The sequence below is a fragment of the Finegoldia sp. genome (assembly GCF_046991905.1).
Lineage (GTDB): Bacteria > Bacillota > Clostridia > Tissierellales > Peptoniphilaceae > Finegoldia.
The window spans coordinates 1-26855 of sequence record NZ_JBKWZF010000012.1; the positions used below are offsets into that span (position 1 = coordinate 1).

Below are 26855 nucleotides of genomic sequence, written 5' to 3' on the forward strand. Positions count from 1 at the left end.
CAAAATTCATAATCGAATTAATCACTCCAATCGCAATCGAAGAAGGATTAAGATTCGCCATCAGAGAAGGCGGAAGAACAGTAGGAGCAGGCGTTGTTTCTAAAATTATAGAATAATTTAATATACTAAGACTATTTAGCTCTCACTTAGGTGAGGGCTTTTTTTGTACACTTTTTAAATAAAGATTTAGAAAAATAAATAATAAAAGGAAAAAACATTTCTTAAACTTATAAATTAAACAATGTTCTGTTTTTAGAAAAACTCTGTTTATATTAAAATATAATATTTAAATTGACAAAATTAAAATAGTATGATAATTTTAAAAATAGATAGAGATATATAATATAAAAACCAAAAAATGAACAAATCATCACTATATAACAATTAAAATACAATAAATGTTACTAAACAAAAGTATGAAGTGTTAAATGTTACAATCGTATTAAACCACATATTTTACGATAATGCTTAATATTACATATCCTATCAATTTAAATAAAGGAGGTAAATATTAGGAAAAGATGAAAAAAAAGTATAAGTTATTTTCAATAATTTTATTGCTATCGTTTTTATTGACTTCAATACCACAAGAATTGTTTGCAAAATCTTACGCAGATAAAGAAATAAAAATCGACAAATATGAATTATCAGATGTATCACAACTTAAGAATATTAATTATGATTATAATCTTATGATGAGTGAAGACGAAATAGCAAAAGAAAGTTCTGTTCTTAAAGGAGCAAGAATTGAAGGAAATAAGGCGTATGAAATTCCGTTAATGAAAAAAGCTCAAGACGATTTAGCCGTATTGTCGCAAGATAGATGTATTAATTTACCATCTGCTATTAACAATTACAATCCTCAACAGTTTTTTTATATCGGTTCAATAGGAGTAAGAATTCAGCTTTTGAGAAAAGTTAATAGATTCATTGATCTAATGACGACAGAATATATCTATAAAATTCAAGAAGCTCATAATTTAGCTGCACAAACAGCTTTTGAATCGGTTATGGTTGCAATCAATCCTTTCAATGGGAAAAAGGATGTATTGGCAGCCATTGATAAGTTGGACAAAAATATTGAGAAAATAATAAGTCTTAGAGATTTGACTGCTAGTGATCAGGCAACTGTTTATGTAAAAAGATTGATGTACAAAAACATCGCTGAGGCGAGAAAATCTTCTAACAAATACTTTGATAAAGGCGACTATGGTGCAAAAGGAAAAGAAGAATTTATCCAAACCATTTTTAGAACGGAAGTTAATGAAATTAACAAAGAAGTTGGGAAAAACATTACTTTTGGACAGTTAATTGAATTAGATGCAAGACTAAAATCTGCAGCTTCTTCGGCATATCTATCCAAAGAGGTTTTAGCAAATCCTAACTGGTTAAATGGGACTGTTTTGGGCGAGATTAGTAAACAAAATGTCTTAAAATCAAAGTACAGATCATCTATTGATAAAAATGATTTTGATATGTGGCAAAATCTAGTTAAGAAAGTTGTAGATAAAAAAGTTGAAAAAAATCCAAGATACGATTCCATTTCAAACGCTATTTATGATTTATGGGATTTTAATGGAAAACTTATAGCTAAGTATCCAAATTCATTGAAAAGAGAAGAATTTGAAATAGATGGGTTATATATTCCATCATCTTATATAGAACCATATCAAGTAGCAAGTATAAAATGGATTGTATCGCCTACTTTTGATAAAGTTCCATCTGGAATGAAATCACAAAGTTCCAATATTATTATTGGATTTGCTGGTCAAAAAGCTCAATATGGAAGCTACAATAATTATGTAGTTGCTAGATCTTCATTACAAGACGAAGTGGTTACAACTAATATGGATGGCACTAATTCGGATCTTATTTATCCTGATTTCACAGATCCGGAAATATAGTTAATCTTAAATTTTATGGAGGATATTATGAAAAAGAAAATTTTAGCGATAATGTTAGCTATGTTGATGGTATTTAATGTAGCTGCACCAGTAATTGCAAGCGCTAATGAACAAACTGAACGTAGTTTAATTGAAGAATATCAAGAAATGATACCTCAACTTTCACAAAATGAAATGCTTAAGGGAGCTACTATTTTAGAAGAAAATAAAGTTAAAAATGTTCCTTTAATGAAAGCATATCAAGAAGATATCAAGACATTAGCTGAAGACAGAAGTTTTGATATTCCACCTGTAGCACAAAAATTTAATGAACAAACAATTTATGATTTAGATTCAATTGCACCAAGAATTAAACTTTTAGGTTTAACAGGAATATTTATTCATAGATGTTCTACAGAACTTCTATATAAAGTTCAAGAAGCTCACAGTAGAGCAGCTGGAGAAGTATTTGTAGCATTAGTAACAGCTTTTAACCCCTTTAATTCAGTAGAAGATATTGAAAAAGCTTGCGAAAAAATTTCAAGTGTTATGGATGAATTAAAACAATTCCCTGATTTAACTGCTGATGATTTTGCTACAATCTATTTAAAGAGAGTTTTTAATAAAAGCTTAGCTGACGCTAGAAAACTTCTTAACAACTACTACAGAGATGATTTGACAGAAGTTGGAGTTAAAGGTAAAAGAGAATTTGTAAGAAATTCACTTTCAAAAGAAATTGCTGATATTACTAAAGCATCAAATACTCAAATCCAAGTTAAAAACTTAATAGAATTAGATGCTAGACTTAAATCAGCTTGTAGCCAAGCTTTACTTGAACGTGATATCTATGCAAGTCCTAAGTGGTTAAGTGGAACAATAGATAAACAATTAAACGAAATCAGAAACATAAAAAATAAAGTAAACAGATATTTAACTTCTGAAGATAGAGCTAAATTCGATAAAGAATTAAGAAAAGCACAAGATGTTAGAAGAGCAAGAGACGTTTCTTATTCTAGAGCTGCTGAAGGAGTTTACATTTTAAGAGATTATGTAAATGAATTGAGAGCAAAATACCCTGAAGAATTTGAATCAATCTTAGCACTTCGTGAAGGTGAAACTATTCATTGGTCCGAATTTAATGTACAATCTGAATTACCAGATCCCGCAAGAATAGCTAAAATTATCTGGTTAAATAATCCATCTTTTGATTTCTTACCAGATGGTTTCAAACCAAAAGATTCAGAAGAAATCATTGTTGGATACGGTCATGATAACAACAAATTAGAATATGGATCTTATGAAACTTACAAAAATAATAGAGAAAAATTGAGAGCTTCTGAAGAAGTTATCAACCCAGATTTTGGTGATGAAAACTCAGACTCAAATAAAACATCTAATGATGGATATTTGATATTTGATTTTAATTAGTTATAAGGGGCAAATCTTATGATTTGCCCTCATTAACTAAACTTTATGTAGTAAATCTTCTTACAAATCTAAAAAAATATTTTAGGGTGTAAGAAGGTTTATTCACAAAAAAAGGAGTATTTTATGAACAAAAGGTTAAAAATATTTTCGATTATTCTTAGTGTTGCATTGGTGTTGCCTATGCAGCCATTATCAGCTAATAAACAATCAAACAATGATAATAGAACTAAAGATTTAATTGAGTTCAAACAAACAAATACAAGTGAAAAAAAAGATGATTTGAATTTGTACGAAAAAAGCATAGAAAATAACAATTTTAATGTTAATTCAAAAACATTAAAACAAGATCCATACAAAATTCATACAGATTATTCATCAATAGACAATAAGGTCGGTAAAACTATATTTCCTAGGACATTCTTTTTCAGAAGCATTAATGTTGCAGACAATCCAAAATATGATTTAAGGGATATTGGTAAGGTTACAAGTGTAAAAGATCAAGGTCCAAATGGTTCCTGCTGGGCTTTTGCAACTTTTGGATCTGCAGAATCTATATTAATGCCAGATGAAAGAATGGATTTTTCTGAAAAACACATGAGAAATACTCACGGATTTGATTGGGGTCCAAGTGATGGCGGAACTAGAACAGTATCTTCTGCTTATTTGGCTAGAAGATCGGGTCCTGTTCTTGAAAAAGATGACCCTTATGATATTTATGGATCAGATTCTCCAGAAAATTTACCTATAGCAAAAGAGTTAACACAAGCTATATTTTTACCAGACAGAAGAGATTCCAACGATAATAATTTGATTAAATCCATGATAACAAAATACGGTGGAGTGTATTCAGCGGTTATGGGTGGGGATGAATATCTCAACAAAAAAACAATGGCACATTATTATTCAGGTGCTCAAGTTCCAAATCACGCTATAACAATTGTTGGATGGGATGATAATTACAGTAAGAAAAATTTCAAGACTACTCCACAAGGAGACGGTGCATGGATTTGTAAAAACTCTTGGGGAACTGGTTGGGGAACTCAAGGCGGATATTATTATGTATCATACTACGACAAAAACATAGGAACACAAAACTCTCAATATATTTTAAAAGATTTGAATGAAAATGAAAAGATTTGGCAATACGATAAATTGGGAATGACAAGTCAAGTTGGACTTGGAGAAGAATCGTATTATGCGAATGTGTTTGGTCCAGTGGAAGAAGACACATATCTTTCAAGTGTAGGATTGTGGACTTCTGCAAATGATGCTGAATACGAAGTGTTTGTTAATACAAATGTAGATAAAAACGGTGGACTTTCACAAAAAAACAGCGTTAAACAAGGTAAGATGCAATTTGCAGGTTACGAAAAAGTTAAAGTTGAAGACACGCTTATTTCAAAAGGCTCAAAGTTTGCTGTTATTGTCAGAATGAAAACTCCTGGATACAAATATCCAATTCCAATTGAAAGACCTATCAAGGGATTTTCTTCGAAAACAACAGCAGAAACTGGACAATCTTTTGTAAGTAAAGATGGTGAAAAATGGACTGATTTAACCGATCAAATCAAAAACGCCAATGTTTCATTAAAAGCATTTACAATAGATGGAGAGCACATTAATGGTAACAATGAAAATGAAAATAAAATAGAAAGCATTAAATTCAAAGAAAAAGAAAAACTTCTCAAAATCGGAGAAACTGTAACACTAGGAGTTGATTTATTACCTAAAACTGCAATAACTGAGGATTTGAAATGGGAAAGCTCTGATAGGACAGTTTGTGATATTGACAATACAGGAAAAGTTAAAGCTGTTGGATATGGAGAATGTATAATTACTGCAAAATCAAAACATTCTTATAGAGTTTTTGATACTATGAGAATCAGAGTTGATGAATCAAACGCACAGTTTAAAGCTAATATTTCATCAGATAAGCAAAGTTACATTCAAGGAGAACAAGTTGGTATTAATATAGCACTTAAAGACCAAAATGAAAACCAAATCGTAAATAAAGATATTGAATGCGAAATAGTTACATCTCATGATCAAAACTTCAAATACAATTTGAAAACAAATTTAACAGGAGAATCTAATTTTAATGTTAGACTTGCAAATACTGCAGCTATTGGTAAGTATAAGGTAAATGTTTATTATAAAAATAAATTAATTGGCATTAACACTTTCAATGTTGAAAGCAAAGATTTTGTGCCTACAGTTGAAAATCCACTTTTTGTTGAAAACAAACTAGACAAAGACAAAATCAAACCAAATACTCAAGTAAAATTAGTATCAACAGTTACTAATAAATACGCAGAAATTAAAAGATATGCTAAGGTGAATGCAACCATTACATCTCCATCTCAAAAAGAATACACTAAATCATTGTACACAGATAAACAAGGACAAGCTATATTTGATTTGGAAAAGGAAATGTTCAATGAAGAAGGCGTTTATAAAATAAAAGTTAATGCAAGTTTGAGTGGTTTTGATGATTTTACTGAAACACTAGATTTACATGTAGATAGAAATACAACCGAAATGAAAAATTTAGATCTACAAATGAATTTGTCTAAAAAAACTTTCATGGTTAAAACAGAACCTGTAAATGTCGATTTTGTAGTAAATAATGAAAATAAACCTATTTCTGATGCGAATATTAGATTGACCATAACTGATCCAAATCAAAAATCTTATGATGTTAATTTGAAAACAGACAAAGATGGAAAGGCTAATTTTTCCATGAATTTGTCAGAAAGAAATGTAATGGGAACTTATAAAATAGAAGCCGTTGCCTACAAAGAAGGATACTACGATGTAGAAAAAAGCGATTCATTCTTTGCCAAGAAAGATGGAAAATACTTGAATATTTCTTTTGAATCTGCAAAGAAAGTTTACAAACTCAATGAATCAGCTTATATTAAAATCCAAATCAAAGATGAAAACAACAATCCAATGAGAAATTCATCGGTTGATATTACAATCTTGGATCCGAACCAACAAGAAACTAAAATCAGAAAAGTAAGTGACTATCAAGGATATGTATTCATTTACATGACACCAAAAGCTTACACTTCAAAAGGGGAATATTCTATAAAAGCTGTAGCAGATTACTACAATTACCCTTCATCATCCGCAAATTATAGGATAAAGTTTGGAGAAGACGAAGATTATAAAGGGATTTCAGTAAATGCCAAAAATAAAAAAGAACAATATTTTGTAGATGAGGTTGCTGAAATTGATTTTAAAACAGTAGACGAATATGGAAATAGTGTCAACAATGCAGAAGTTAATATTTCTGTAAAAACTCCTGATGGTAAAGTGATAATTGATAGAACAACAACAGATGACAAATCAATTGGTAGTTGGATATATAAATTGAAATTGGCTGCCGGTAAGTACGATGTGACATTGAAAGCTCAAAAATCCAATTACAAATCATTATCTCAAACAATCAGTTTTACCGTAGTTGAAAGGCCGAAACTTAAAAAGTTTAGCACAACAATAATGTCAGATAAGAAAATCTATGAAGCGACTAAGAATGCAGTTATAAAACTAAACTTGAAGGATGAAAAAGGAAATAACTTTTCAAATGTAGATGTCAAAGTTACAGAAATATCTCCAAATTCAAAGAAAGAATCAAACGTTAAAACGGATGAGCAAGGAAATATAGAATTAAATGTAAATACAGAAACTCAGGGAAAATATGAATTGTACTTTGATTTGTCTAAAGAAAAGTACGAAAAAAGGACAAAAAGATTTGTATTTTATTCTATTACTAATCAAATTCCTAAGACAAATGATAGTTTCTTTGATGCTAAGAATGCTACCGATGTAACGAAATATTTGAAAACTCAAAAACCTTTCATATTAGATGTAAGATCCAAAGCAAGTTTTGAAAGAAGTCATATCGACAATTCATTTAACATGGATTTAAATGATACTGATTTTGATGATTTTATGAATGCTTTGGATAAAACTACAAATCTATTTGTAATAAGTAACTTAGAATCAGAATCTAAAATCAAACAATTGAAAGATAAGGGTTTTAAATCTGTAGCTTATATTAAAGAAGGTATGCAAAAATACATCGAAGTGTCAGGATTAGAAAACAAAGATTACAACAAAAATCTTAGATTAGATATAATTCGTGACAAATCTGTATACAATTCAAAAAATGAGATAACTTTTGATGTTAAAACTACTGACTCAAACTACAATTATATAGCAAAGTCGAATGTAAAATACAAATTACTTGACTTAGCAGGAACTGAAATAAACAGTGGGGAACTACAAACTAATAACATCGGACAAGAAAAATTAAAAATCAAGCTTTCTGATAATATATATCCAGGAACTTACAAAATAATAGCAGAAGCTAACAAAGATGGATACTACCAAGATTGTTCATTTACCAAATTTGATATTTCAAACAAAGATGTAAATGATGATTTTATCAACTACGATGATGCCAATAAATCTTCATATTTTGCTCATTTGAAAGATGATAAAGAAAGCAAAGATTTATTAAAAAATATTTACGGTAAAAATCTCTTAGGTTATTCTGTTAATGACCTGAACGATAAATCAAAACTTCTCAATGATGTCGTTGATTTAAAGAAACCAAGCATTGTGTTGTTTGATAATAACAAAGCTAAGTTGGAAGATTTTGCAAATAAATCACACGAAACATATAATTTTGTGAGAATAACATCAGAAAATAATAAAAAGAATTTACAAGAAAAAAATCTTAGAAGATTGATATCAACAAGTTTCATTGATACAGATAATGATATTAGAAATTCCAAATTATCATTGACTCAAGGTATTAAAATACTGGTATTAGATGAAGAGGGTAGAGTTGTAAATTTAATAAATCAAAAAGATTTTAATAATATTAAAACTATATTAGCAAAACAAAATATCAAAATTGAAGATAAAATAGTAGACCCTAATGTAGAATTAAAAACAAATCAAAAAGCAAACATTAATATAACATCGCCAAACACAACAGTTAAGAGAAAAGACGTTGTTCAAATTAATGTTGAACTAAAAAATGAAGACACAAAAGAGTATTTGGCTAATAGAATTATTAAATACACTTTGCAAGATCCTTTTGGTAGAACTGTATCATACAACAGGCAAACAGATAAAAATGGTAGACATATACTAAAAATTGGTACAAATGATAAAACTACCTTGGGAAAATATAGTGTCAAAGTAGAATTGTTAGATGCTGAATACCAAAATGCATTCAAATTTATCGAATATCAAGTTGTAAGCCAAAACACTCCTGATTTACTTCAAATGAAAGCTTTGATTAAAACTGATAAGGAAAAATACGAGCTTGGAGATAGTATTAATTTGGAATTGGTTGTATCAGATTTGAATGATTCAAAGCTAGATAAAGCACAAGGACAAGTTATACTAGAAGATTCAAATCAAAAACAATTATTCAATAAGAGTGCAGTATCGGATAATTCTGGAAAAATTAATCTGTCCTTCATCACTAATGACAGTAACGTATTGGGACAATATACTTTAAAAATCAAAATTTCAAGAGAAGGATTTAAAGATTACAACAAAGAAATTTCAATTCAAATAGGTGATAAGCCATCTAAACCAGATGAAAAACCAGACGAAAAACCAGACAAAAAGCCAGACGAAAAACCAGACAAAAAGCCAGACGAAAAACCAGACGAAAAACCAGACGAAAAACCAGACGAAAAACCAGAAAATCCTATTGATGTTGAAATAAAGGAACAAAACTTCCCGTTATCGTTTGAACAAGCTTATGCACTTGGATTTTTCGACGCAACTGATAACTTAACAATGATCAATGTAAAATCCAAATATGGGTTCAATTACAGCAATTTTGTATTATACGATAAGAATAACAAACCAATTAAAATACAAGATTTGATAGATAACAAAAGACCTACAATTTTCTTGATGGGAGATAGAGTCGATTCTCAATCACTTAAAATGTTTGAAAATTCTTCGAATATAAATGACAAAGCATTTAATTTTGTCAATGTTATTACCAATGGAAATCAAAAAGACTTGGAACAAATAGGCAAAGGCAAACTATATTCGGATTCATTTATGAGAGGTAATTCGTTGAATGGACAATTTAGATCGAATAAAAATCAAGTAGTTATTTTGGATAAGAATGGATCGTTGTTAAATGTATTTCCTTATAAATCCAATTATGAGCTTTTGAGAAGATTTAACATGTCCAATGGATACTACGCAGACAATAAGAACTTCAAAAAACTTAGCATAGATATGTTCAAATCAAGCTATCCTATTTCTCTTGAACAAAGAAAAAACAGAAAAGATTATGAAAAATTGTCGGAAAATGAAGCTAAGTTCAGTTCACAATACGCTAAGGATCTTTCTAGGATTAAACTGATAGACAAAGACAACAAACCTAAATCATTAGATGAAATTTCTAAAAAAGATATTAAAATACTTCTGATTGGAGATTACAGAAAAGAAGATACTATTAAAATGTGGGAAAATTCTAAATATATAAAAGAAGGAAACTATGATTTAATAAATGTATCTTATTTGGGGGCACAAGCTGACATAAATAAGAAGAAAGAAAGATTCGAAAGTTTGGAAAATGTTAAGAAAGAAATCTATGTTACTGGAGCATATAATTCATTGATACAAGTTCCAAAACCAACAATAGTTGCTATTGATAAAAATCAAAACTATATGTTTACAAAAGAATACAATTCAAACGAAGATATCAAGTATGTTTTGGATAGAACTGTCAATACTTTCGCAAGCAATGAAACAATAACAGATTCATTTAAACCTATTGAAGATCTTAAAATCTTGGAAGAACTTCCGAAAGAAAAAGATCCAAATAGAATTGTTCCAATGACCTATTCTCAAAGAAAAGAAAGAGGAGATTACAGGATATTTGAACCGAACGAAAAAGAAGTTAATGAAAAATACTACGGACGAGATATGAATATGTATTTAATGAAAGACATCAATTCAAATCAAAAATATATAAAAGAATTCTTGAACAAAAAAGTAAACGTAATGTTAGTAGGATCTCCAGAAGATAAAAACTCCAGAATAATGTGGAAGAATTCATCGTATTTGAATGTGGAGAAAATCAATCTAATAAAGATTTCTAATTATAAAGATGAAACTATTTTGAAGAATATGTTCCAATCTTTTGATATGAATGATGTAAAAAATAACTTCTACTGTGGTGGAGAAAAATTTGATTTTGATAAGTCGGTTTCAAGCCCATATGTTCTCATTACAGATGAAAACGGAAGAATGCTATTTGTGAAAAAATACATTTCCAACCAAGATATTGAGGATTTAGTGAACAGATCATTACAAACAAAATACACTGAAAACTCAGTAGGAGATGATATGTTACCAATTCAAAACGAAAAAATATCATTAGATAATAAAAATCACGAACCAAAATTGGTAGAAAATGTAGAAAGTACACAGCCAGACGAAAATGTAGCCTTAACTTATAGTCAAAGAGAAAACAGAGGTGATTACAAAGAACTTAACGATACTGAAAAGAAATTTAATAAATTGTATTATGGACGCGATATCAAAAATTATAGGTTTTTGAAAAATGATAAAACTTATGAAAAAATTTCAGAGTTACAAGATGAAAATCTTACAATACTTTTGTTAGGAAATTACAAAGAAAATAGTTCATTAAAAATGTGGCAAGAAGTCAGTAGAATACAAAGCGATGAATTTTCTATCGAAAACATGAACACTATCGGTAATATCAATGTTATAAATGATACGATTAGTTCTAAAAAATTGGATATATCTGAAATATACACAAATGCTAATTCGATATTTTATTTAAACAATAGAAGAAATAATACTATTGTAGCAATTGATAAGAATTCCAAAGTTATTTTCATTAAAGATTACAATGATATGAATGACATTAAGTATGTGTTGGATAGAACTTTGAAAACACAATTTTCTAAAGATCTTGTCAGTACAACAGTTCCTAAAATCTTAAATATTGATTTAAGCGACAAATAATTGCGAAAAGTCTTCTGCACTAAACAGTGTGGAAGATTTTTTTGCATTAAATGAGGAAATAAAAAATCTAAATATAAATAAAAAAATCCGAAAAAAAAAACAAGAATTAAAAAATACTTAAAATAATCTAATTAAAAAATAAAAAAATAATAAAATGTGATTAGAAATAAAAATATTGGGTAGATAATATATAAGGAGGATTATAATAACGGAGGAAATTATGAAAAATTTGAAAAAAATCTTATTTACAATAATACTTATGTGCTTAACAATAAGTCCAACTTTAAAAGAAAACGTTTCATTAGCTGGTGGCGGAGTAAAACCTGCTGAACCAACAGTCGTTTATCAAAAGGAATATGGGAGGAATTATACTTTTGAAAGAGATAAGGCTCCAAAATATGTAGTCTATGGAGAATCAACAGTAACAGGATATAAAGGATATTTATACAGACAAAGGTTAATTACAGTAGATGTTACAAACAATAAGGAAACATGGTACTATAGTGGAACTATTTACCATTGTCCTGGTGGCTCAATTTGCCCGTTCCAATAAAATAAGATAAAAAATCAAGGTAACTAATATTTAATTAGAAATCCTCCTCATTACATATGTGAAAGGAGAAAATATGTTTGAACTGAAAAAACTTTACAAGTCATTAATATTTCCAGTTGTAGTTATTATTTTTTGCGTATATTCTTATGTTACATTAAACAGCATAAAATATGAATATACCGATCAAGATTATTCTTATTTTATGAAAACTAGGAATACTTTTGATAATACAATGATGGAATCTTTTGCATTATCAAAATCTTCTGAAAACAAAGAAGAACAGCAGAAATATTTGGATTTTAGCAAGATGAATTTTTATTCTTTGCAATACATAAAACCATTGGAATACGATGTGAGTATGTTGATGGAAGAGACAAAAGCTGCAAAGTATTCTTCAAAAACAGAGCATAATTTCTACAATGAATTATTGAGCCAATATGATGAGATAGAATCGTTCAAAAGGCAAAACAACTTAAACAAGTTACCTAGTTGTGGAATGTATAACGAATTGGATTCTTATTTTAATTTGGTTCGTGATGAAATTAACAGATATGGGTTCTACACAACTTCCAACAATTTTAGTTTTTTTAAATCATTTGGTTTCCTAATGGAAAATGTCATGAATGATATTTTCTTGTGTGTGATTTTTCTGGTAGCTGTATTTGCTAATGAGATGAATTTCAAAAATCTAAAATTAGACATGATTTCAATGAGCTCCAGAAAATTAGTATATGCAAGGCTTATAAAGCATGTAGTATTTTTTGCTATTGTAATATTTTCGATGATTTTGGGCAATATTATTTTCTCTGTAATCAAAGGATTTCCAATAGGAAGTGCGAACGATATGATTTTGAAATCTGTAACAGACCTTAAGATTAAGGCGCCTATAACAATGAATGTAAACTCAATGGTACTTGCTTTAAAATACATAGGGACGGGGTTTTTGATTTACAGCATTGCGATGATTTTGTATGAAATTTTCAGAAGGTACATGAAACAAAGTCTATCAATTATAGCTGTTTTATCAATTTATTGGATAATTTCTTTGATTTCAAGAAAATATGATCTATCGTTTAGTTTAAATAGTTTTCGTAATTTTGGTAATCTTTCAATATTAGTGCCAATTGTATTTCTATTAATGATTGCATGTTTAATCATTGTTAACAATAACAGATACAAGTTGATTTATTATAATTTTTCTAAAACATACTCCAAAATCGATATCAAAAATATCTTGCAATTAGATTTTGCTAAAATTATGAGAAGCAAATTATATAAGTATTTTGGTGTACTAACTGTAGTGGTAGTTGTGTTATTCTGCTTCAACACGATAAAATTCAAAAACATAAAATCTAGGGATGATTTGCAAACTATTGATAGTGAGATTGAAGTTGCAAAGATTAACGTTCACAACAATCCAAAAGACAAAGGAGACAAGAAAAGACTAATTAATTTGGAAAATTTTAAAAAATCTTATGTTAACAGAGCTAATAATCCCACAGAATATTATAGTAATATGTTTCTTTATTTGAATTCTAAATGGGAATTTGATGTAGAATGGATAGATCCAAGTACTTCTCGATCTAATGAGAATAGGGTAAATTATTTTATTGATAACCACTTAAAGCCCGATTCAAGTTATGAGATTGTTAGTAATGAGATTGAACAAAGTTTATTATCTAATAAAAAGCTAAAATTGTATAAAACAAAACAACACTCTCCTTCTGAACAAAGAGGACTCATAGGTAATGTAATATCTATGTATGAAAATGGGATTATTCCAGCATTTACGTTGATTATTTGTCTGATGTTTACCCTTGAGTTTAAGAAGGAAAGGTCCAATGGATCTTTGAAGTTGGCTTTTGTGAATGAATGGAAAAAAGATGTCTGGAAATCAAAGCAGATTAATTCGTTTGTATTATCTGCCGGAATGTATATTGTGATTTTGGCAATTAGTATGATAATTGGATTGTTTAACGGAGGACTTGGTGAGAAATTGTATCCAGTGTTCTGCTACGATTACAGTTATAACGGTGTGGTAGAGGGTGTGTTCAGGGCATCCAGTGGTTTCATTTTGCCAATGATTTTGATAAATATTTTGATAATTTTACTTGTGGTTAGTTTTTCAAATATGATGACTACATTCATCAAGAATGAAACTGTGAATATAATTGCTACAACTTTCTTGATTGTTTTGGGAATAATTATTAGCTATTTTGGAACTTTGGGTAAGTTTTTCTTATTGAATCCGTTTAGCTCGGTGGATAGTTTGATGATTTTGAAAGGCGGATACAATTATTTGAATGAGTTCAGTTTTTCTAATCCGATATATAATGTGATAATGATTGTATTTTATATTATAGTGTTTAATTTGATATCAATTAAAAGGATGAAGGGGGATATTAATGCTTGAGATTAAAGGTCTGAACAAATCTTACGGAGAAAACGAAGTGTTAAAGGATTTGAATTTGAAATTAGATAAACCTGGGATTTACGCGTTAGTTGGACCAAATGGTATTGGTAAGACTACTCTTATGGATATAATTTCTGATTTGACAAAATACGATTCAGGTGAGATTAAGGTTAATGATATAGATAATAAAAATCCGGAGATTTTCAAGTATTTATCCTATGCAAGAAGCTTGGATATGCTGTATGATAACTTGACAGGGTTGGATCATTTTATTTTCGCAAAGAACTCACGCCATGTTTCTGATGAAAAGTTTGAAGAGGTGTTAAATATTTTTAAGGTTCATAATTTTATGAAGAGAAAAGTTAGCACTTATTCTCTGGGTCAAAAGCAAAAAACTTTGTTGACGTATTTTTTCATGGGAGATTATGATATTTACATTATGGACGAGCCTGTAACAGGATTGGATCCTACTAGCGTTATTTTGCTTAGAAATTATCTTCTGAAATTAAAAGATGATGGCAAGATAGTTGTGTTATCATCTCATACTTTGTCAGAGGTTGACAAGTTAACAGACGATGTAATGTTTCTGGTGGATAAAAAAATAGCGTTTGAGAATTTGTCTGAGATTTCAAAGGAACAATACAAGGTTGTAACATCCGATAGTGAAAACCAAAGGGTAGTCAATATTGTGGCTAAGAATGATTTGGACGATTCTTTGAAGAAATTCATATCTGATGGTTTAATCATCGATTCGATTGAAAAATCAGATTACACTACAGAGGACAGATACATTGAATTGTACACAAAATAATTTGATTTTTTGACAAATAAATAGTATTGTTGTATAGGTAAGTGGTTTCATTTACCTATATTTTTATGTGAAAAAGGTGGTTTTTTGGTAAATTATACGCAGTTGTATCTGACGATTATCAATTTATTCTGTTTGATTTTTGTTGGGTTTTTGCTTAGAAAATTCAAGATAGTAGATGAAAATACGATGACTGGACTTAACAAGCTGATTTTTAATGTACTTTTTCCAGTTAAAATTATGATGAGTTTTTATAATGTGGAGTTTGGAAATGATTTGAGCTTGAAATATTTTGTGTACTTGAATGTTATGTTTTTGTTTCACATTTTTCTGACATTTTATTTTTCAAAAATCACTAACGAAGATAAGTCTTTCGCTGTTTTGGAAGCTAATGGAATGAGTAGGGGCAATTTTATAATAATGTCGTTTCCTATTTTGAGTGTTTTATTCGGAGATAAGGGAATTGTGATGGCTGGAGCTATCACTGGTATTAGTCAGTTTTTCTATAATTTTTATACGGTGAGCATGTACGAAAGTCTTGTTGGAGAGAATAATTCTAACAAAACTTTATTGATTAATGTATTCAAGACTCCGTTGATGATTGGACTTTTCGTTGGAATTTTCTTGTATGTAACTAAAATTAACATATTTTTCTTGGAAACTTCTCTTAAAAGTTTGGGGGATATTGCGGGAACTTTGGCTTTGGTGACTATGGGGTATGGTTTGAATTTTAGAATTGATTTCAAGGAAATTAAATCAATTTTAAAGGTATCTGTGGTGAAGCTTTTGGTTCTTCCGTTGACAGGATTATTTATTGGAAAAATTTTCGGCTTGTCTGAAATTCAAAAGGTTGTTGCGTTGATTTTATTTGGTGCTCCTACGGCTGTTAATACTTATGTTTTTGCTAAAAGATATCGTCAAGATGATTCATTGGCAGGGTATTATGTTGTGAGTACTACAATTTTGTATCTATTCACTTTATTACTTTTAATTAAGCTGATTTAGATTGCTTTTTGTTTTTTTAAATGAGATAATATAAGATGTAAAAACTAAATAAGGAGGTAATATATGGATAAAAAGATTGCAGGTTTAAAATTACCGTATTTTATAATCGCATTAGTAATAATCGTTTTATCATTTATATTTGATGTTCTACCAAATGGCATGGTTGGAGCATTTTTGTTTTTGATTGTATTTGGGGAATTATTAAACCTAATCGGAAATCACACACCAATTATTAAAACGTATTTGGGTGGTGGAGCTATCGTATCTATATTTGTTGGTGCGGCTATAACTTATTATAAATGGTTACCAGCTGATTCTATCAAAAGTATAAATACATTTATGACTAAGGGAGGATTCCTTGATTTCTATATCGCAGCTTTAATTACAGGTTCAATTCTTGGTATGAATAGAAAATTGCTTATCAAAGCAGCAATTAGATATTTACCATGTATTTTGGGTTCTGTGTTTATGGCATTACTTTTAGTAGGAGTTGTAGGGTTGTTGTTCGGAAAGAGTGTAGGTGAATCAATCGCTTATATTGGTATCCCAATTATGGGTGGAGGAATGGGAGCAGGCGCTGTACCTATTTCAAAAGTTTTCGAATCAGCATTGAATATTCCTTCAGAAACTATTTTGAGTAAACTTGTTCCAGCGGTTGCTTTGGGTAATGCTATGGCGATTGTTGCAGGTGGTTTATTGAACAGATTAGGAAAATCAAAACCAAGTTTAACTGGTAATGGTCAATTAGTTAGAAGTGATGACGATAGTTTGAAAGCAGAAAAGAAAGAAAACATTATTTTAAATGATGTTAAAGATTATGGCGCTGGTATTGTAATTGCAACAGCATTTTTCACATTTGGTGCTATCTTAGCATTTTTATTTGAAAAAATCGGCATCAAAATCCACTCTTATGCATGGATGATTATTTCTGTAGTTATAGTTAAAGCAGCAGGAATTGTTCCAGAAAAAATCGAACATATTGCCGAAGGTTGGTACAATTTCGTAGCGAAAAACTTCACAGCAGCATTGATGCTTGGTATTGGTATGGCTTACACTAATTTGGGACAAATTTTTGAAGCGTTCACACCAACTTACGTTGTATTAGTTATCGCTGTTGTATTGGGAGCAATTATTGGCGCTGGTATCGTAGGATATTTCGTAGGATTCTATCCAATAGAAACAGCTATTACTGCAGGATTATGCATGGCTAACATGGGTGGTACTGGCGATGTTGCAGTTCTTACAGCTGCAGATAGAATGGAACTTATGCCATTTGCACAAATATCTTCTCGTTTGGGAGGAGCGTTAATAATTTTGTTGGCATCTATTTTAGTTCCAATATTTTTCTAATTTAATTGAGGTATTTTAAATAATACCTCTTTTTTGTTGGAATAGTTAGGTTTTAGTGTTAAAATTATATTGTAATAATATAATTCAACAATCTGTTGAAAATTATAGGAAATTTATGAGGTGAAAATATGAATATTGAAGAAATTAAACAAAAAGCTCTTGAACTTCACGAAAAAAATCAAGGGAAATTAGAAGTAGTATCTAAAGTTAAAGTTAATGACGCTATGGATTTGGCGTTGGCTTACACTCCAGGTGTTGCTGAGCCTTGTAAGAAAATTCACGAAGATAATGAATTAGCATATAAATACACAAATAAAGGAAATATGGTTGCTGTAGTAACTGATGGTTCTGCAGTTTTAGGTTTGGGAAATATTGGTGGAATCGCTGGTATGCCTGTTATGGAAGGTAAATCAGTTTTATTTAAAGAATTCGGTAATGTAGATGCGTTCCCAATTTGCTTAAACACACAAGACACTGAAGAAATTATCAGAACTGTTAAAGCGATTTCTCCTTCATTTGGTGGAATTAATCTTGAAGATATTGCAGCTCCAAGATGTTTTGAAATTGAAAAAAGATTAATCGAAGAATTGGATATTCCAGTATTCCACGATGACCAACACGGTACTGCTGTTATTGTATTATCTGCAGTTATCAATGCGTTGAGAATTGTTAAGAAAGATATTTCTGATGTCAAAATCGTAATCAGTGGTGCAGGGGCAGCTGGTATTGCAATTTCTAACTTGTTAACATTAGCAGGTGCTAAGAACAACTTAATCTTAAACAGCCGTGGAATTATCGATCCTGATGATGAAAAACTTGACGAAGCTAGAAGAGAAATCGCTAGAACTACTAACCCTAATAAAGTTAAAGGAGATTTGAAAACTGCTATGGAAAATGCAGATATTTTCATCGGTGTTTCTGCTCCTGGAATTTTAACAAAAGAAATGGTATCTTCAATGAACCACGATTCTATTGTTTTAGCGATGGCTAACCCAGTTCCAGAAATCTATCCTGACGAAGCAAAAGAAGCAGGTGCAAGAGTTGTTGGAACAGGTAGAAGTGATTATCCTAACCAAGTTAACAATGTATTGGTATTTCCTGGAATATTCAGAGGAGCATTGGATGCAAAAGCAGACAGAATTACTGACGATATGAAATTATCAGCAGCGTATGCAATTGCTCACATGGTTGAACGACCAGTAGAAGATAGAATTTTACCAGAAGCATTTAACAAAGATGTTGCAAGAAATGTTGCAAACGCAGTTAAAAAATCTTGGGAAGAAAAGAAAGTTATTAAATAGGAGAAATTTATGATAGATATAGTTGATAGATTTATTGAATATGCAAAAATATATACGACAAGCGATGAATCAAGTGAAACTTGTCCATCAACAGCCAGACAAAAAGATTTGGGAAATTTATTAGTAAAACAATTAAAAGAAATGGGAATTGATAATGCACATATGGACGAACACGGATATGTGTATGCATCATTAGAGTCTAATTTGGATAGAGAATCAAAATCCATCGGATTTATTTCTCATATGGATACTGCTCCAGATATGTCTGGAGAAAATGTAAATCCACAAATCTTAGAATACAAAGGTGGAGATATCAAATTATCAGATACGGTTACAACAACTGTTGAAGATTTTCCTTTCTTAAAAGATTTGGAAGGTCAAACTTTAATTCACACAGATGGAACTACACTTTTGGGTGCTGACGATAAATCTGGTATTGCAATTATAATGGATGTTGTGAATAAATTATGTGAAAACAAAGATATTAAACATCCAACAATTAAAATTGGATTTACTCCTGATGAAGAAATAGGCAGAGGAGCTGATTTGTTCGATGTAGAAAAATTCGGAGCAGACTTTGCGTATACATTAGATGGTGGTCCAATTGGAGAATTGGAATACGAAAACTTCAATGCAGCAGGTGCAACTATAACTATTCATGGTAAAAATGTTCACCCTGGTAGTGCAAAAAACACAATGATTAATTCGCAATTAATCGCTATGGAATTGTTCAATGAACTTCCAGTAGCACAAAGACCAGAACACACAGAACATTACGAAGGTTTTTATTTGTTGACATCATTTGAAGGAACTGTTGAAAACACAGTAATGAAATTCATAATAAGAGATCACGATAAGAAAAAATTTGAAGAAAAGAAAGCTTATTTGGAAAAATTGGTTGAATTTTTGAATGTGAAATACAACAATGCTATCGAATTGAACATGAAAGATAGCTACTACAATATGAAAGAAAAAATAGAACCTGTAATGGAAATTGTGGACTTGGCTTACAAATCAATGGAAGATGTAGGAATTAAACCATTGGTTCAACCAATAAGAGGTGGTACTGATGGAGCACAATTATCTTACAAAGGACTACCATGTCCGAACCTTTTCACTGGTGGATATGCCTTCCACGGAAAGCACGAACTATTATCTGTAGATCAAATGAAAAAAGCTTCGGAAATGGTTTTAAAAATTATAGAAAATTATTCAAAATAATTTTTACAGTAGCCTTTAGCAAGTCTAGAGGCTATTTTTATTGACAAATATTCCCAATATAATAAAATTTTGCTATAATTCTAATTAGGAGGGAAATTATGAAAAACGATGTTTTAATTGATGAACAAAAGAAAAAATCTCTTACGGTTACGAATTTGATTTGGATGGGATTCACAGTCGTATGGGGATTTGGTAATGTTGTTAATAACTATGCAAACCAAGGTTTAGCAGTTATTACAAGTTGGATATTTATAATGGCTTTATATTTTATTCCGTATTCTTTAATGGTTGGAGAACTTGGTTCTACATTCAAGGAAGGTCAATCAGGACTTAGTTACTGGATAAAACAAACAATGGGACCATTACTTGCTTATTTGTCAGGTTGGACTTATTGGGTAGTACACATTCCTTACTTGGCACAAAAACCACAAAACCTTATGGTAGCAGGTGCGTGGGCGATTTTTAGAAATCCTAAAATAGTAAAATCTTTAAATCCAATTGTTTTGCAATCTTTGGTACTTATAATATTTTTGTTATTTGTGCTTTTAGCAGCAAATGGTATTAAATCTATAAAAGTTTTGGGTTCAATCGCAGGTACTGCTAGTTTCGTAATGGGTATTTTATTTATTTTATTAATGTTAGCAGCTCCAGCATTAAGAGGAGTAGAAGTTGCATCTCCAAATATGTTAAGTATTAAAACTTACTTACCTAACTTTAATTTGCACTATTTGACAACTATTTCTATGTTGGTATTTGCCGTAGGTGGTTGTGAAAAAATCTCACCTTATGTAAATGATACACAAGATGCAGGCAAAAATTTCCCAAAAGCTATGATTATTATGGCTTTAATGGTAACAGTATCTGCAATTTTGGGTTCAGTTGCTATGGGTATGATGTTTGATACAACAAATGTTGCAAACGACCTTAAAATGAATGGTGCTTATTATGCATTTGAAAAATTAGGACAATATTACGGAATCGGTTCGACTCTTGTAATCATTTACGCTTTGACAAACTTTGCCGGACAAGCGGCAGCTTTGGTTATGAGTATTGATGCACCACTTAAACTTTTGTTGAGTGAAGCAGACGCAAAATACGTTCCAAACTTCTTGAGAAAAATCAACGACAAAAAAGTTCCAGTTGGTGGATACAAACTAACAACAATTTTGGTTAGTATTTTGATTGTTATTCCAGCTTTGGGAATAGGAAACTCAAATGAATTGTACAATTGGTTGTTGGATTTGAACTCCATAGTAATGCCAATGCGTTATTTGTGGGTATTTACAGCATATTTTGCATTAAAGCACTACTTGTATGAAAAACAAGGTGTGGAATACAGGTTCACAAAGTCAAAATCATTCGGTAAAATTATCGCTGGATGGTGTTTCTTATTCACAGCTTTTGCTTGTATTTTAGGAATGATTCCAAAAGAAGGAGAACCATTCACAAGTCAATGGAATTTCAAATTGATATTAAACATTTTGACTCCAGTTGTTTTATTGGGATTGGGTCTAATATTACCATCAATTGCTAAGAAAGAACAAGCAAAAAATATTTAAAAATAAACAAAGACTTTTTACTTTAAAAAAATTAATAACTACACAATAGTCGGTCAACTAAAATGGCCGGCTATTTTTGTGATATAATATAGACTGATTAAAATCAAGGAGTGGTTATGTTTACATTAAGAGATTACAAAAGTCCAGAAACATTGGATGAAGCTTATGAGCTGTTGATGAAATCAAAAATGAATGAAATTTTGGGTGGATGTCATTTTCTTAAAGCTGGCTGTCGTGCGTACAATGTTGGGATTGATTTGTCAAAATTAGATTTAAATTACATAAAAGTTGAAGATGATGAAATAAAAATCGGAGCAACTACTACATACAGAGATTTGGAATACAATGATTTTTTGCAAAGTTTTTGCGATGGTATTATTCCAAAGGCTTTGAAGAGAATTGTGTCAACCCAACTTAGAAATACTGCACAAGTTGGGGCAAGTGTGTTTTCAAGATATGCTTTTTCTGATTTTCTTCCAGTATTGTTATTATTAGATGCAAGAGTAAAATTGTATGATAATGGTGTGATGAGTATTGAAGAATTTATTAATTCTGATATAAAAAAAGATATTTTGGTAGAAATAATAATTCCAAACAAAGACATTCACTGCACTCAAATCGTACAAAGACTTTGCTGTAAGGATTTTCCGATTGCTATTGTAAGTGTTAGTAAAATCGACGGAGAATACAAGGTAGTGTTTGGGGCAAGGCCACAAAAAGCTATGATTATGAGAGATGTTTCTCATGAGATTAATGCTAATGGATTTGACAGAGAGAAGACATTGGAATTAATAGATGAATATATTGGTTCTAACAATAAAGCTAAGAAAAAATACAGAAAGCTTTTATTTGTAGGATTATTAGAAAAAGCGTTAGGTGAGTTTTAATGATTATTGAATTAAATGTTAATAATAAAAATCATATAGCTAGTGTTGATTGTGATACTACATTATATAGCGTTCTTCGCGATTTGGGATATAAATCCGTAAAATGCGGTTGTACGACATCTAATTGTGGACTTTGCACTGTGTGGTTGGATGATGTTCCAGTGCTTTCATGTTCTGTTTTGGCACTAAGATGTGAAGGTAAAAAGATTACTACACTAGAAGGAATATCTGAAAGTCAAAGAAAATTCGGAGAACTTTTGACTGAAGAAGGCGGAGAACAATGTGGTTTTTGTTCACCGGGATTTATCATGAATGTTTTAAGTTTGAAGAAAACAATCAAAAATCCTACAGATGAAGAAATCGAAGATTATTTGATGGGGAATTTATGCAGATGTACAGGCTATGCTTCTCAAATGAGAGCTATTAAGAAATATTTGGAGATTGAAGATGAAGATAAATAAGAATTTCAAAAAAATAGATTCAAATTCATTAGTTACCGGAAAACCTGTTTACACAGATGATTTAAAAGATCCTGATGCACTTATTATAAAGTTAATGAGAAGTCCTTACGCGAGATGTGAAATCTTAGAAATAGATAAATCAAAAGCTGAAGCAATGGATGGAATTGTTGCAGTGTACACTTATGAGGATGTTTTTGACAATAAATTTACTTTGGCAGGACAATCTTATCCAGAACCAAGTCCTTACGATATGTCGATTTTATCCAAAAATATTAGATACATGAGAGAGCCTGTTGCAATTGTAGTTGGTGTTAGCGAAAAAATTTGTAATCAGGCTATGAAGAGAATCAAGATTAAATACGATCTAAAAAAACCGTTACTTGATTACACAAAAGCTATTGACAATGAGATTGTAGTTCACGAAGAAAATGTATTTTTTAATGGACCAACTAAGGTTTTCGGCTATGATACTAAAAGAAATCTCGTAGGAGAAAAGAAAGAATCTTGGGGAGAAGATATCGACAAAGTAATGCAAGAGTGCGATGTCGTGTTGGAAGATACTTTTACAACAAAAGCGCAGGCACATTGTATGATGGAAACGTATAGGTCATATTGTTACATGGATCAATTCGACAGATTGTGTTGCATTACATCAACGCAAGTTCCATTTCATATCAAAAGACAATTATCCGTTGCTTTGGGAATAAGTGATTCAAGAATAAGAATTATAAAACCAAGAGTAGGCGGGGGATTCGGTGGAAAACAAACAAGTGTCACAGAAATTTATCCAGGATTTGTAACTTTAAAAACAGGAAAACCATCGATACTTGTATTTGACAGAGAAGAAACTTTTGAAGCTTCAAACTCACGTCACCAAATGAAAGTGAAAGTTAAAATAGGTGCCAAAAAAGACGGGACGATTGAAGCGTGTGACATTTATGCGTTGTCCGATCAAGGAGCTTATGGGTATCACGCATTTACCACTTTGAACTTGGTTGGAAACAAAACACTTCCATTGTACAGTAGAATGAGGGCTGCTAGATTTTTCGGACAAGTTGTATATACAAATAAACTTCCTGGTGGAGCTTTTCGTGGTTACGGTGCAGTTCAAGGTACATTTGCATTAGAATCTATGGTAAACAAATTAGCCAAAGAATTAAATATGGATCCAGTTGAACTAAGACTTAAAAATACTGTTCGTGAAGGAGAAAAAACTCTGGCTTACGGAATAGATGTCAAAAGTTGCAAATTAAATGAATGTATCGAAAAGGCAAGAGAAATGATTGAATGGGATAAATATTATCCTTTCAAAGAAGAAAAAGACAAAATAATTTCAGTTGGAATGGCTATTGCACAACAAGGAAGTGGAATTCAAAACGTTGATACTTCAACAGTTGAAGTTAGATTAAATGAACAAGGTGATTATACATTGTTGATGAGTCCTACAGATGTTGGACAAGGGACTGATTCAATCATGGTGAATTTGGCAAATGAAGTGTTGCAATGCGGAATGGACAATATTATTCCAATAATTGCAGACACTGATATAACGCCATTTGATCCAGGCAGTTACGCATCAAGTGGAGTGTATATAACTGGAAGCGCTGTTGTTCGTGCATGTGAAAACTTATTAAATAAAATCAAAAAACGTGTTGCGATGAGATTTGAAACTTCTGTTGAATGGCTTGATATTAGAAATCAAGAAGTTTATTTGAAAGATAAGAAATTAATTTCAATTAAAGATTTGGCGAGGGATTTGTCCACAGGTCCAAATGGTATGCAACTTATTGGAATTGGAAACTTTGATTCAAAAACATCTCCACCGCCATATATGGCAGGATTTGCAAAGATTAGCATTGACAAATTAACAGGAGAAATAAAAGTAGAAGATTATGCAGCAGTTGTTGACTGTGGAACTGTTATGAACACAAAATTAGCGACAGTTCAAGTTGAAGGTGGAATTTGTCAATCAATAGGATATGCATTGTATGAAGATTCATTGTGGGATGATGAGGGTAGATTAAAAGAACACTCATTTATTTCATATAATCTACCAACTAGAAAAGACATTGGAAATATTCACATTGATTTTTGTGAAAGTTATGAGCCAACAGGACCATTCGGGGCAAAATCAATTGGAGAAATAGTTTCAAACACACCAGCTCCAGCGATTAACGGAGCTATATTGAATGCTCTAGGATGTACTTTCGATACTCTTCCAATAAAAGCTGAAGATGTTTTATTAAAAATGTATGAATAATTTAAAGTCAGAGGTAATAACCTCTGATTTTTACTTTGTAATTTATTAAAAAAATTTAACAATTTATATATATAATTCGATCATAAAAATTTAATAATATTTTCACAAAATATCAAACGATTTTCATTAGTAGTATCAGCGATATGTATTTTTGCGGTACGATAATTTTATCAAAAAAAATCGTAATAAATTCCAAAATTACTTAATAATGTCCATAGTGAATTAAACAAAATTTACAAAAGTTAAAATTAAATTTGAAAATTGTGTTCAATATACTATAATATATAACTATAAATTTAAAAGGGGTGTTTACATGAAATTTTTAGCATTAGCAGTTACTTTAGTATTGTTTGCTTTATTGATGTTCATGGCTAAAAAGAAAATGAACTTTGGTACAAGAACAATAGTAGCTGCAATTCTAGGTATTATAGTAGGATTTATTTTTAAAGGAAACACAGAATATGTAAAAGTATTTGGTTCAATTTATGCTAATTTATTATTTGCGATAGTAATTCCATTATTATTCACATCAATAGTTAGTACTGTAGTTTCTTTGGAAAGTATAGAAAAAATGAAGAAAATAGGAACAAAAACAATTGGAATTTTAAGTTTACACAATGTTTTAGGGTCACTTATAGGTTTAATTTTAGGGGTAGCATTTAAAATTGGACAAGGAAGTTCGTTAACTTTAGCAGCAGATGCGAAAGCTAAGGAAGTTCCAACTTTTGCAGAAACTTTTGTAAATTTCTTCCCAGATAATGTCTTGGGAAATGCAGCAGAAGCAAAAGTAGTTCCTATAATTATTTTCTCGGTATTATTGGGTCTTGCAATTTTACAATTGGAAGAAAGAGGAGAAGGAGAAAGGGCAAAACCATTTTTAAGTTTTATCGACTCAGCTGCAGCAGTTATTTTTAGATTTACAGGAATGATTATAGACTTCACTCCATATGCTGTATTAGCATTAATGGCGAACGCTGTTAGTAGAACAGATATGGCTAGCATGATGCCGTTGATTGTTGTGTTGATATTGACTTATATTGCATCAATCTTCCACTCATATATCACAACTGGAGCTCTTTTGGCTATTTTTGCAAAAGTAAATCCAGTAAAATTCTTCAAAAAATTCTGGCCAATTCAATTGATTGCATTCTCAACACAATCTTCTGTTGGATGTATTCCAGCTAATACTGAAAATTTAACAAATAAACTAGGTGTTTCTGAAAAGATAGCAACATTTGTTGCATCAACCGGTTCAACTGTTGGTATGCCAGGTTGTGCAGGATTCTGGCCGGTGTTGTCAGCTATTTTGACAATTAATGTTATGGGAATTCACTATTCATTCGGACAATATGTTATGTTGATTTTGGTAGCATTGGCTGTATCTTTAGGTACTGTTGGAGTTCCTGGAACAGCAACAATCACTACAACAGCAGTATTTGCAGCAATGGGTCTTCCTGTAGAAATGGTTGTATTGATGAGTCCGATTTCAATGCTTGCAGATATGGGAAGAACTGCTACAAATGTTACAGCAGCAGGTTCTTCAGCAGTTATTGTTGCAGCAAGTGAAGGTGAATTAGACAGAGAAGTTTTTAACTCATAAGATTTCACACTAAAATTTGAATAACGATAATTAATTAACGTCCTTTACACATTTACTGATTCGTATTATAATCAAAT

At 30.7% G+C, this 26855-nt stretch carries 16 protein-coding genes; all 16 read left to right on the forward strand.

The window, feature by feature from the left end; translation table 11 throughout:
* Positions 1–116 (forward strand): hypothetical protein (locus ACLUJM_RS06425; protein WP_412412445.1); only part of this gene is annotated, 116 nt, incomplete at its 5' end.
* A 405-nt stretch (positions 117–521) separates the two neighbouring features.
* On the forward strand, positions 522–1904 hold the full coding sequence (locus ACLUJM_RS06430) for a CAMP factor family pore-forming toxin (RefSeq protein WP_002842046.1): 1383 nt from the start codon (positions 522–524) through the stop codon (positions 1902–1904).
* A 27-nt stretch (positions 1905–1931) separates the two neighbouring features.
* Positions 1932–3311, forward strand: a complete 1380-nt coding sequence (locus ACLUJM_RS06435) for a CAMP factor family pore-forming toxin (RefSeq protein ID WP_002842054.1) — start codon at positions 1932–1934, stop codon at positions 3309–3311.
* 123 nt (positions 3312–3434) lie between these two features.
* Complete coding sequence (locus ACLUJM_RS06440; protein ID WP_412412478.1) at positions 3435–11360, forward strand: lectin like domain-containing protein; 7926 nt, start codon at positions 3435–3437, stop codon at positions 11358–11360.
* A 220-nt stretch (positions 11361–11580) separates the two neighbouring features.
* The gene (locus ACLUJM_RS06445) at positions 11581–11913 is read left to right on the forward strand and encodes a hypothetical protein (RefSeq protein WP_412412479.1); all 333 of its coding nucleotides are present in this window, start codon (positions 11581–11583) and stop codon (positions 11911–11913) included.
* 73 nt (positions 11914–11986) lie between these two features.
* The gene (locus ACLUJM_RS06450) at positions 11987–14326 is read left to right on the forward strand and encodes a hypothetical protein (RefSeq protein WP_412412480.1); all 2340 of its coding nucleotides are present in this window, start codon (positions 11987–11989) and stop codon (positions 14324–14326) included.
* A complete protein-coding gene (locus tag ACLUJM_RS06455) occupies positions 14319–15137 on the forward strand; it encodes an ABC transporter ATP-binding protein (protein ID WP_412412481.1) in 819 nt (272 codons plus the stop codon). Before ACLUJM_RS06450 ends, ACLUJM_RS06455 begins: the two co-directional genes overlap by 8 nt.
* Before the next feature lie 84 nt (positions 15138–15221).
* Positions 15222–16139 carry an AEC family transporter gene (locus ACLUJM_RS06460; RefSeq protein ID WP_412412482.1) on the forward strand — a complete coding sequence of 306 codons (918 nt, stop codon included), beginning with the start codon at positions 15222–15224 and terminating at the stop codon, positions 16137–16139.
* Between the two features lie 63 nt (positions 16140–16202).
* A complete protein-coding gene (locus tag ACLUJM_RS06465; protein ID WP_002842042.1) occupies positions 16203–17489 on the forward strand; it encodes a 2-hydroxycarboxylate transporter family protein in 1287 nt (428 codons plus the stop codon).
* A gap of 128 nt (positions 17490–17617) precedes the next feature.
* Positions 17618–18790 (forward strand): NADP-dependent malic enzyme, encoded by a 1173-nt coding sequence (locus ACLUJM_RS06470; RefSeq protein WP_412412483.1) that lies wholly within the window; start codon positions 17618–17620, stop codon positions 18788–18790.
* Positions 18791–18799: 9 nt separating this feature from the next.
* Positions 18800–20011 (forward strand): peptidase T, encoded by a 1212-nt coding sequence (gene pepT / locus ACLUJM_RS06475; protein ID WP_412412484.1) that lies wholly within the window; start codon positions 18800–18802, stop codon positions 20009–20011.
* 98 nt (positions 20012–20109) lie between these two features.
* Entirely contained in the window at positions 20110–21570 is a 1461-nt protein-coding gene (locus ACLUJM_RS06480) for an APC family permease (protein ID WP_412412485.1), read from the forward strand.
* 116 nt (positions 21571–21686) lie between these two features.
* The gene (locus ACLUJM_RS06485; RefSeq protein WP_412412486.1) at positions 21687–22457 is read left to right on the forward strand and encodes an FAD binding domain-containing protein; all 771 of its coding nucleotides are present in this window, start codon (positions 21687–21689) and stop codon (positions 22455–22457) included.
* A complete protein-coding gene (locus tag ACLUJM_RS06490; RefSeq protein WP_294685743.1) occupies positions 22457–22918 on the forward strand; it encodes a (2Fe-2S)-binding protein in 462 nt (153 codons plus the stop codon). The genes ACLUJM_RS06485 and ACLUJM_RS06490 overlap by 1 nt, the downstream gene beginning before the upstream one ends.
* The gene (locus tag ACLUJM_RS06495) at positions 22905–25178 is read left to right on the forward strand and encodes a xanthine dehydrogenase family protein molybdopterin-binding subunit (RefSeq protein WP_294685742.1); all 2274 of its coding nucleotides are present in this window, start codon (positions 22905–22907) and stop codon (positions 25176–25178) included. The genes ACLUJM_RS06490 and ACLUJM_RS06495 overlap by 14 nt, the downstream gene beginning before the upstream one ends.
* A gap of 313 nt (positions 25179–25491) precedes the next feature.
* Positions 25492–26778 carry a dicarboxylate/amino acid:cation symporter gene (locus tag ACLUJM_RS06500; RefSeq protein WP_412412487.1) on the forward strand — a complete coding sequence of 429 codons (1287 nt, stop codon included), beginning with the start codon at positions 25492–25494 and terminating at the stop codon, positions 26776–26778.
* Positions 26779–26855: the final 77 nt, after the last annotated feature.

Bases quoted from the DNA above. Each gene is read 5' to 3' on its own strand.
- ACLUJM_RS06430 (WP_002842046.1), top strand. From the start codon at position 522: ATGAAAAAAAAGTATAAGTTATTTTCAATAATTTTATTGCTATCGTTT.
- ACLUJM_RS06435 (WP_002842054.1), top strand. From the start codon at position 1,932: ATGAAAAAGAAAATTTTAGCGATAATGTTAGCTATGTTGATGGTATTT.
- ACLUJM_RS06440 (WP_412412478.1), top strand. From the start codon at position 3,435: ATGAACAAAAGGTTAAAAATATTTTCGATTATTCTTAGTGTTGCATTG.
- ACLUJM_RS06445 (WP_412412479.1), top strand. From the start codon at position 11,581: ATGAAAAATTTGAAAAAAATCTTATTTACAATAATACTTATGTGCTTA.
- ACLUJM_RS06450 (WP_412412480.1), top strand. From the start codon at position 11,987: ATGTTTGAACTGAAAAAACTTTACAAGTCATTAATATTTCCAGTTGTA.
- ACLUJM_RS06455 (WP_412412481.1), top strand. From the start codon at position 14,319: ATGCTTGAGATTAAAGGTCTGAACAAATCTTACGGAGAAAACGAAGTG.
- ACLUJM_RS06465 (WP_002842042.1), top strand. From the start codon at position 16,203: ATGGATAAAAAGATTGCAGGTTTAAAATTACCGTATTTTATAATCGCA.
- ACLUJM_RS06470 (WP_412412483.1), top strand. From the start codon at position 17,618: ATGAATATTGAAGAAATTAAACAAAAAGCTCTTGAACTTCACGAAAAA.
- pepT (WP_412412484.1), top strand. From the start codon at position 18,800: ATGATAGATATAGTTGATAGATTTATTGAATATGCAAAAATATATACG.
- ACLUJM_RS06480 (WP_412412485.1), top strand. From the start codon at position 20,110: ATGAAAAACGATGTTTTAATTGATGAACAAAAGAAAAAATCTCTTACG.
- ACLUJM_RS06485 (WP_412412486.1), top strand. From the start codon at position 21,687: ATGTTTACATTAAGAGATTACAAAAGTCCAGAAACATTGGATGAAGCT.
- ACLUJM_RS06490 (WP_294685743.1), top strand. From the start codon at position 22,457: ATGATTATTGAATTAAATGTTAATAATAAAAATCATATAGCTAGTGTT.
- ACLUJM_RS06495 (WP_294685742.1), top strand. From the start codon at position 22,905: ATGAAGATAAATAAGAATTTCAAAAAAATAGATTCAAATTCATTAGTT.
- ACLUJM_RS06500 (WP_412412487.1), top strand. From the start codon at position 25,492: ATGAAATTTTTAGCATTAGCAGTTACTTTAGTATTGTTTGCTTTATTG.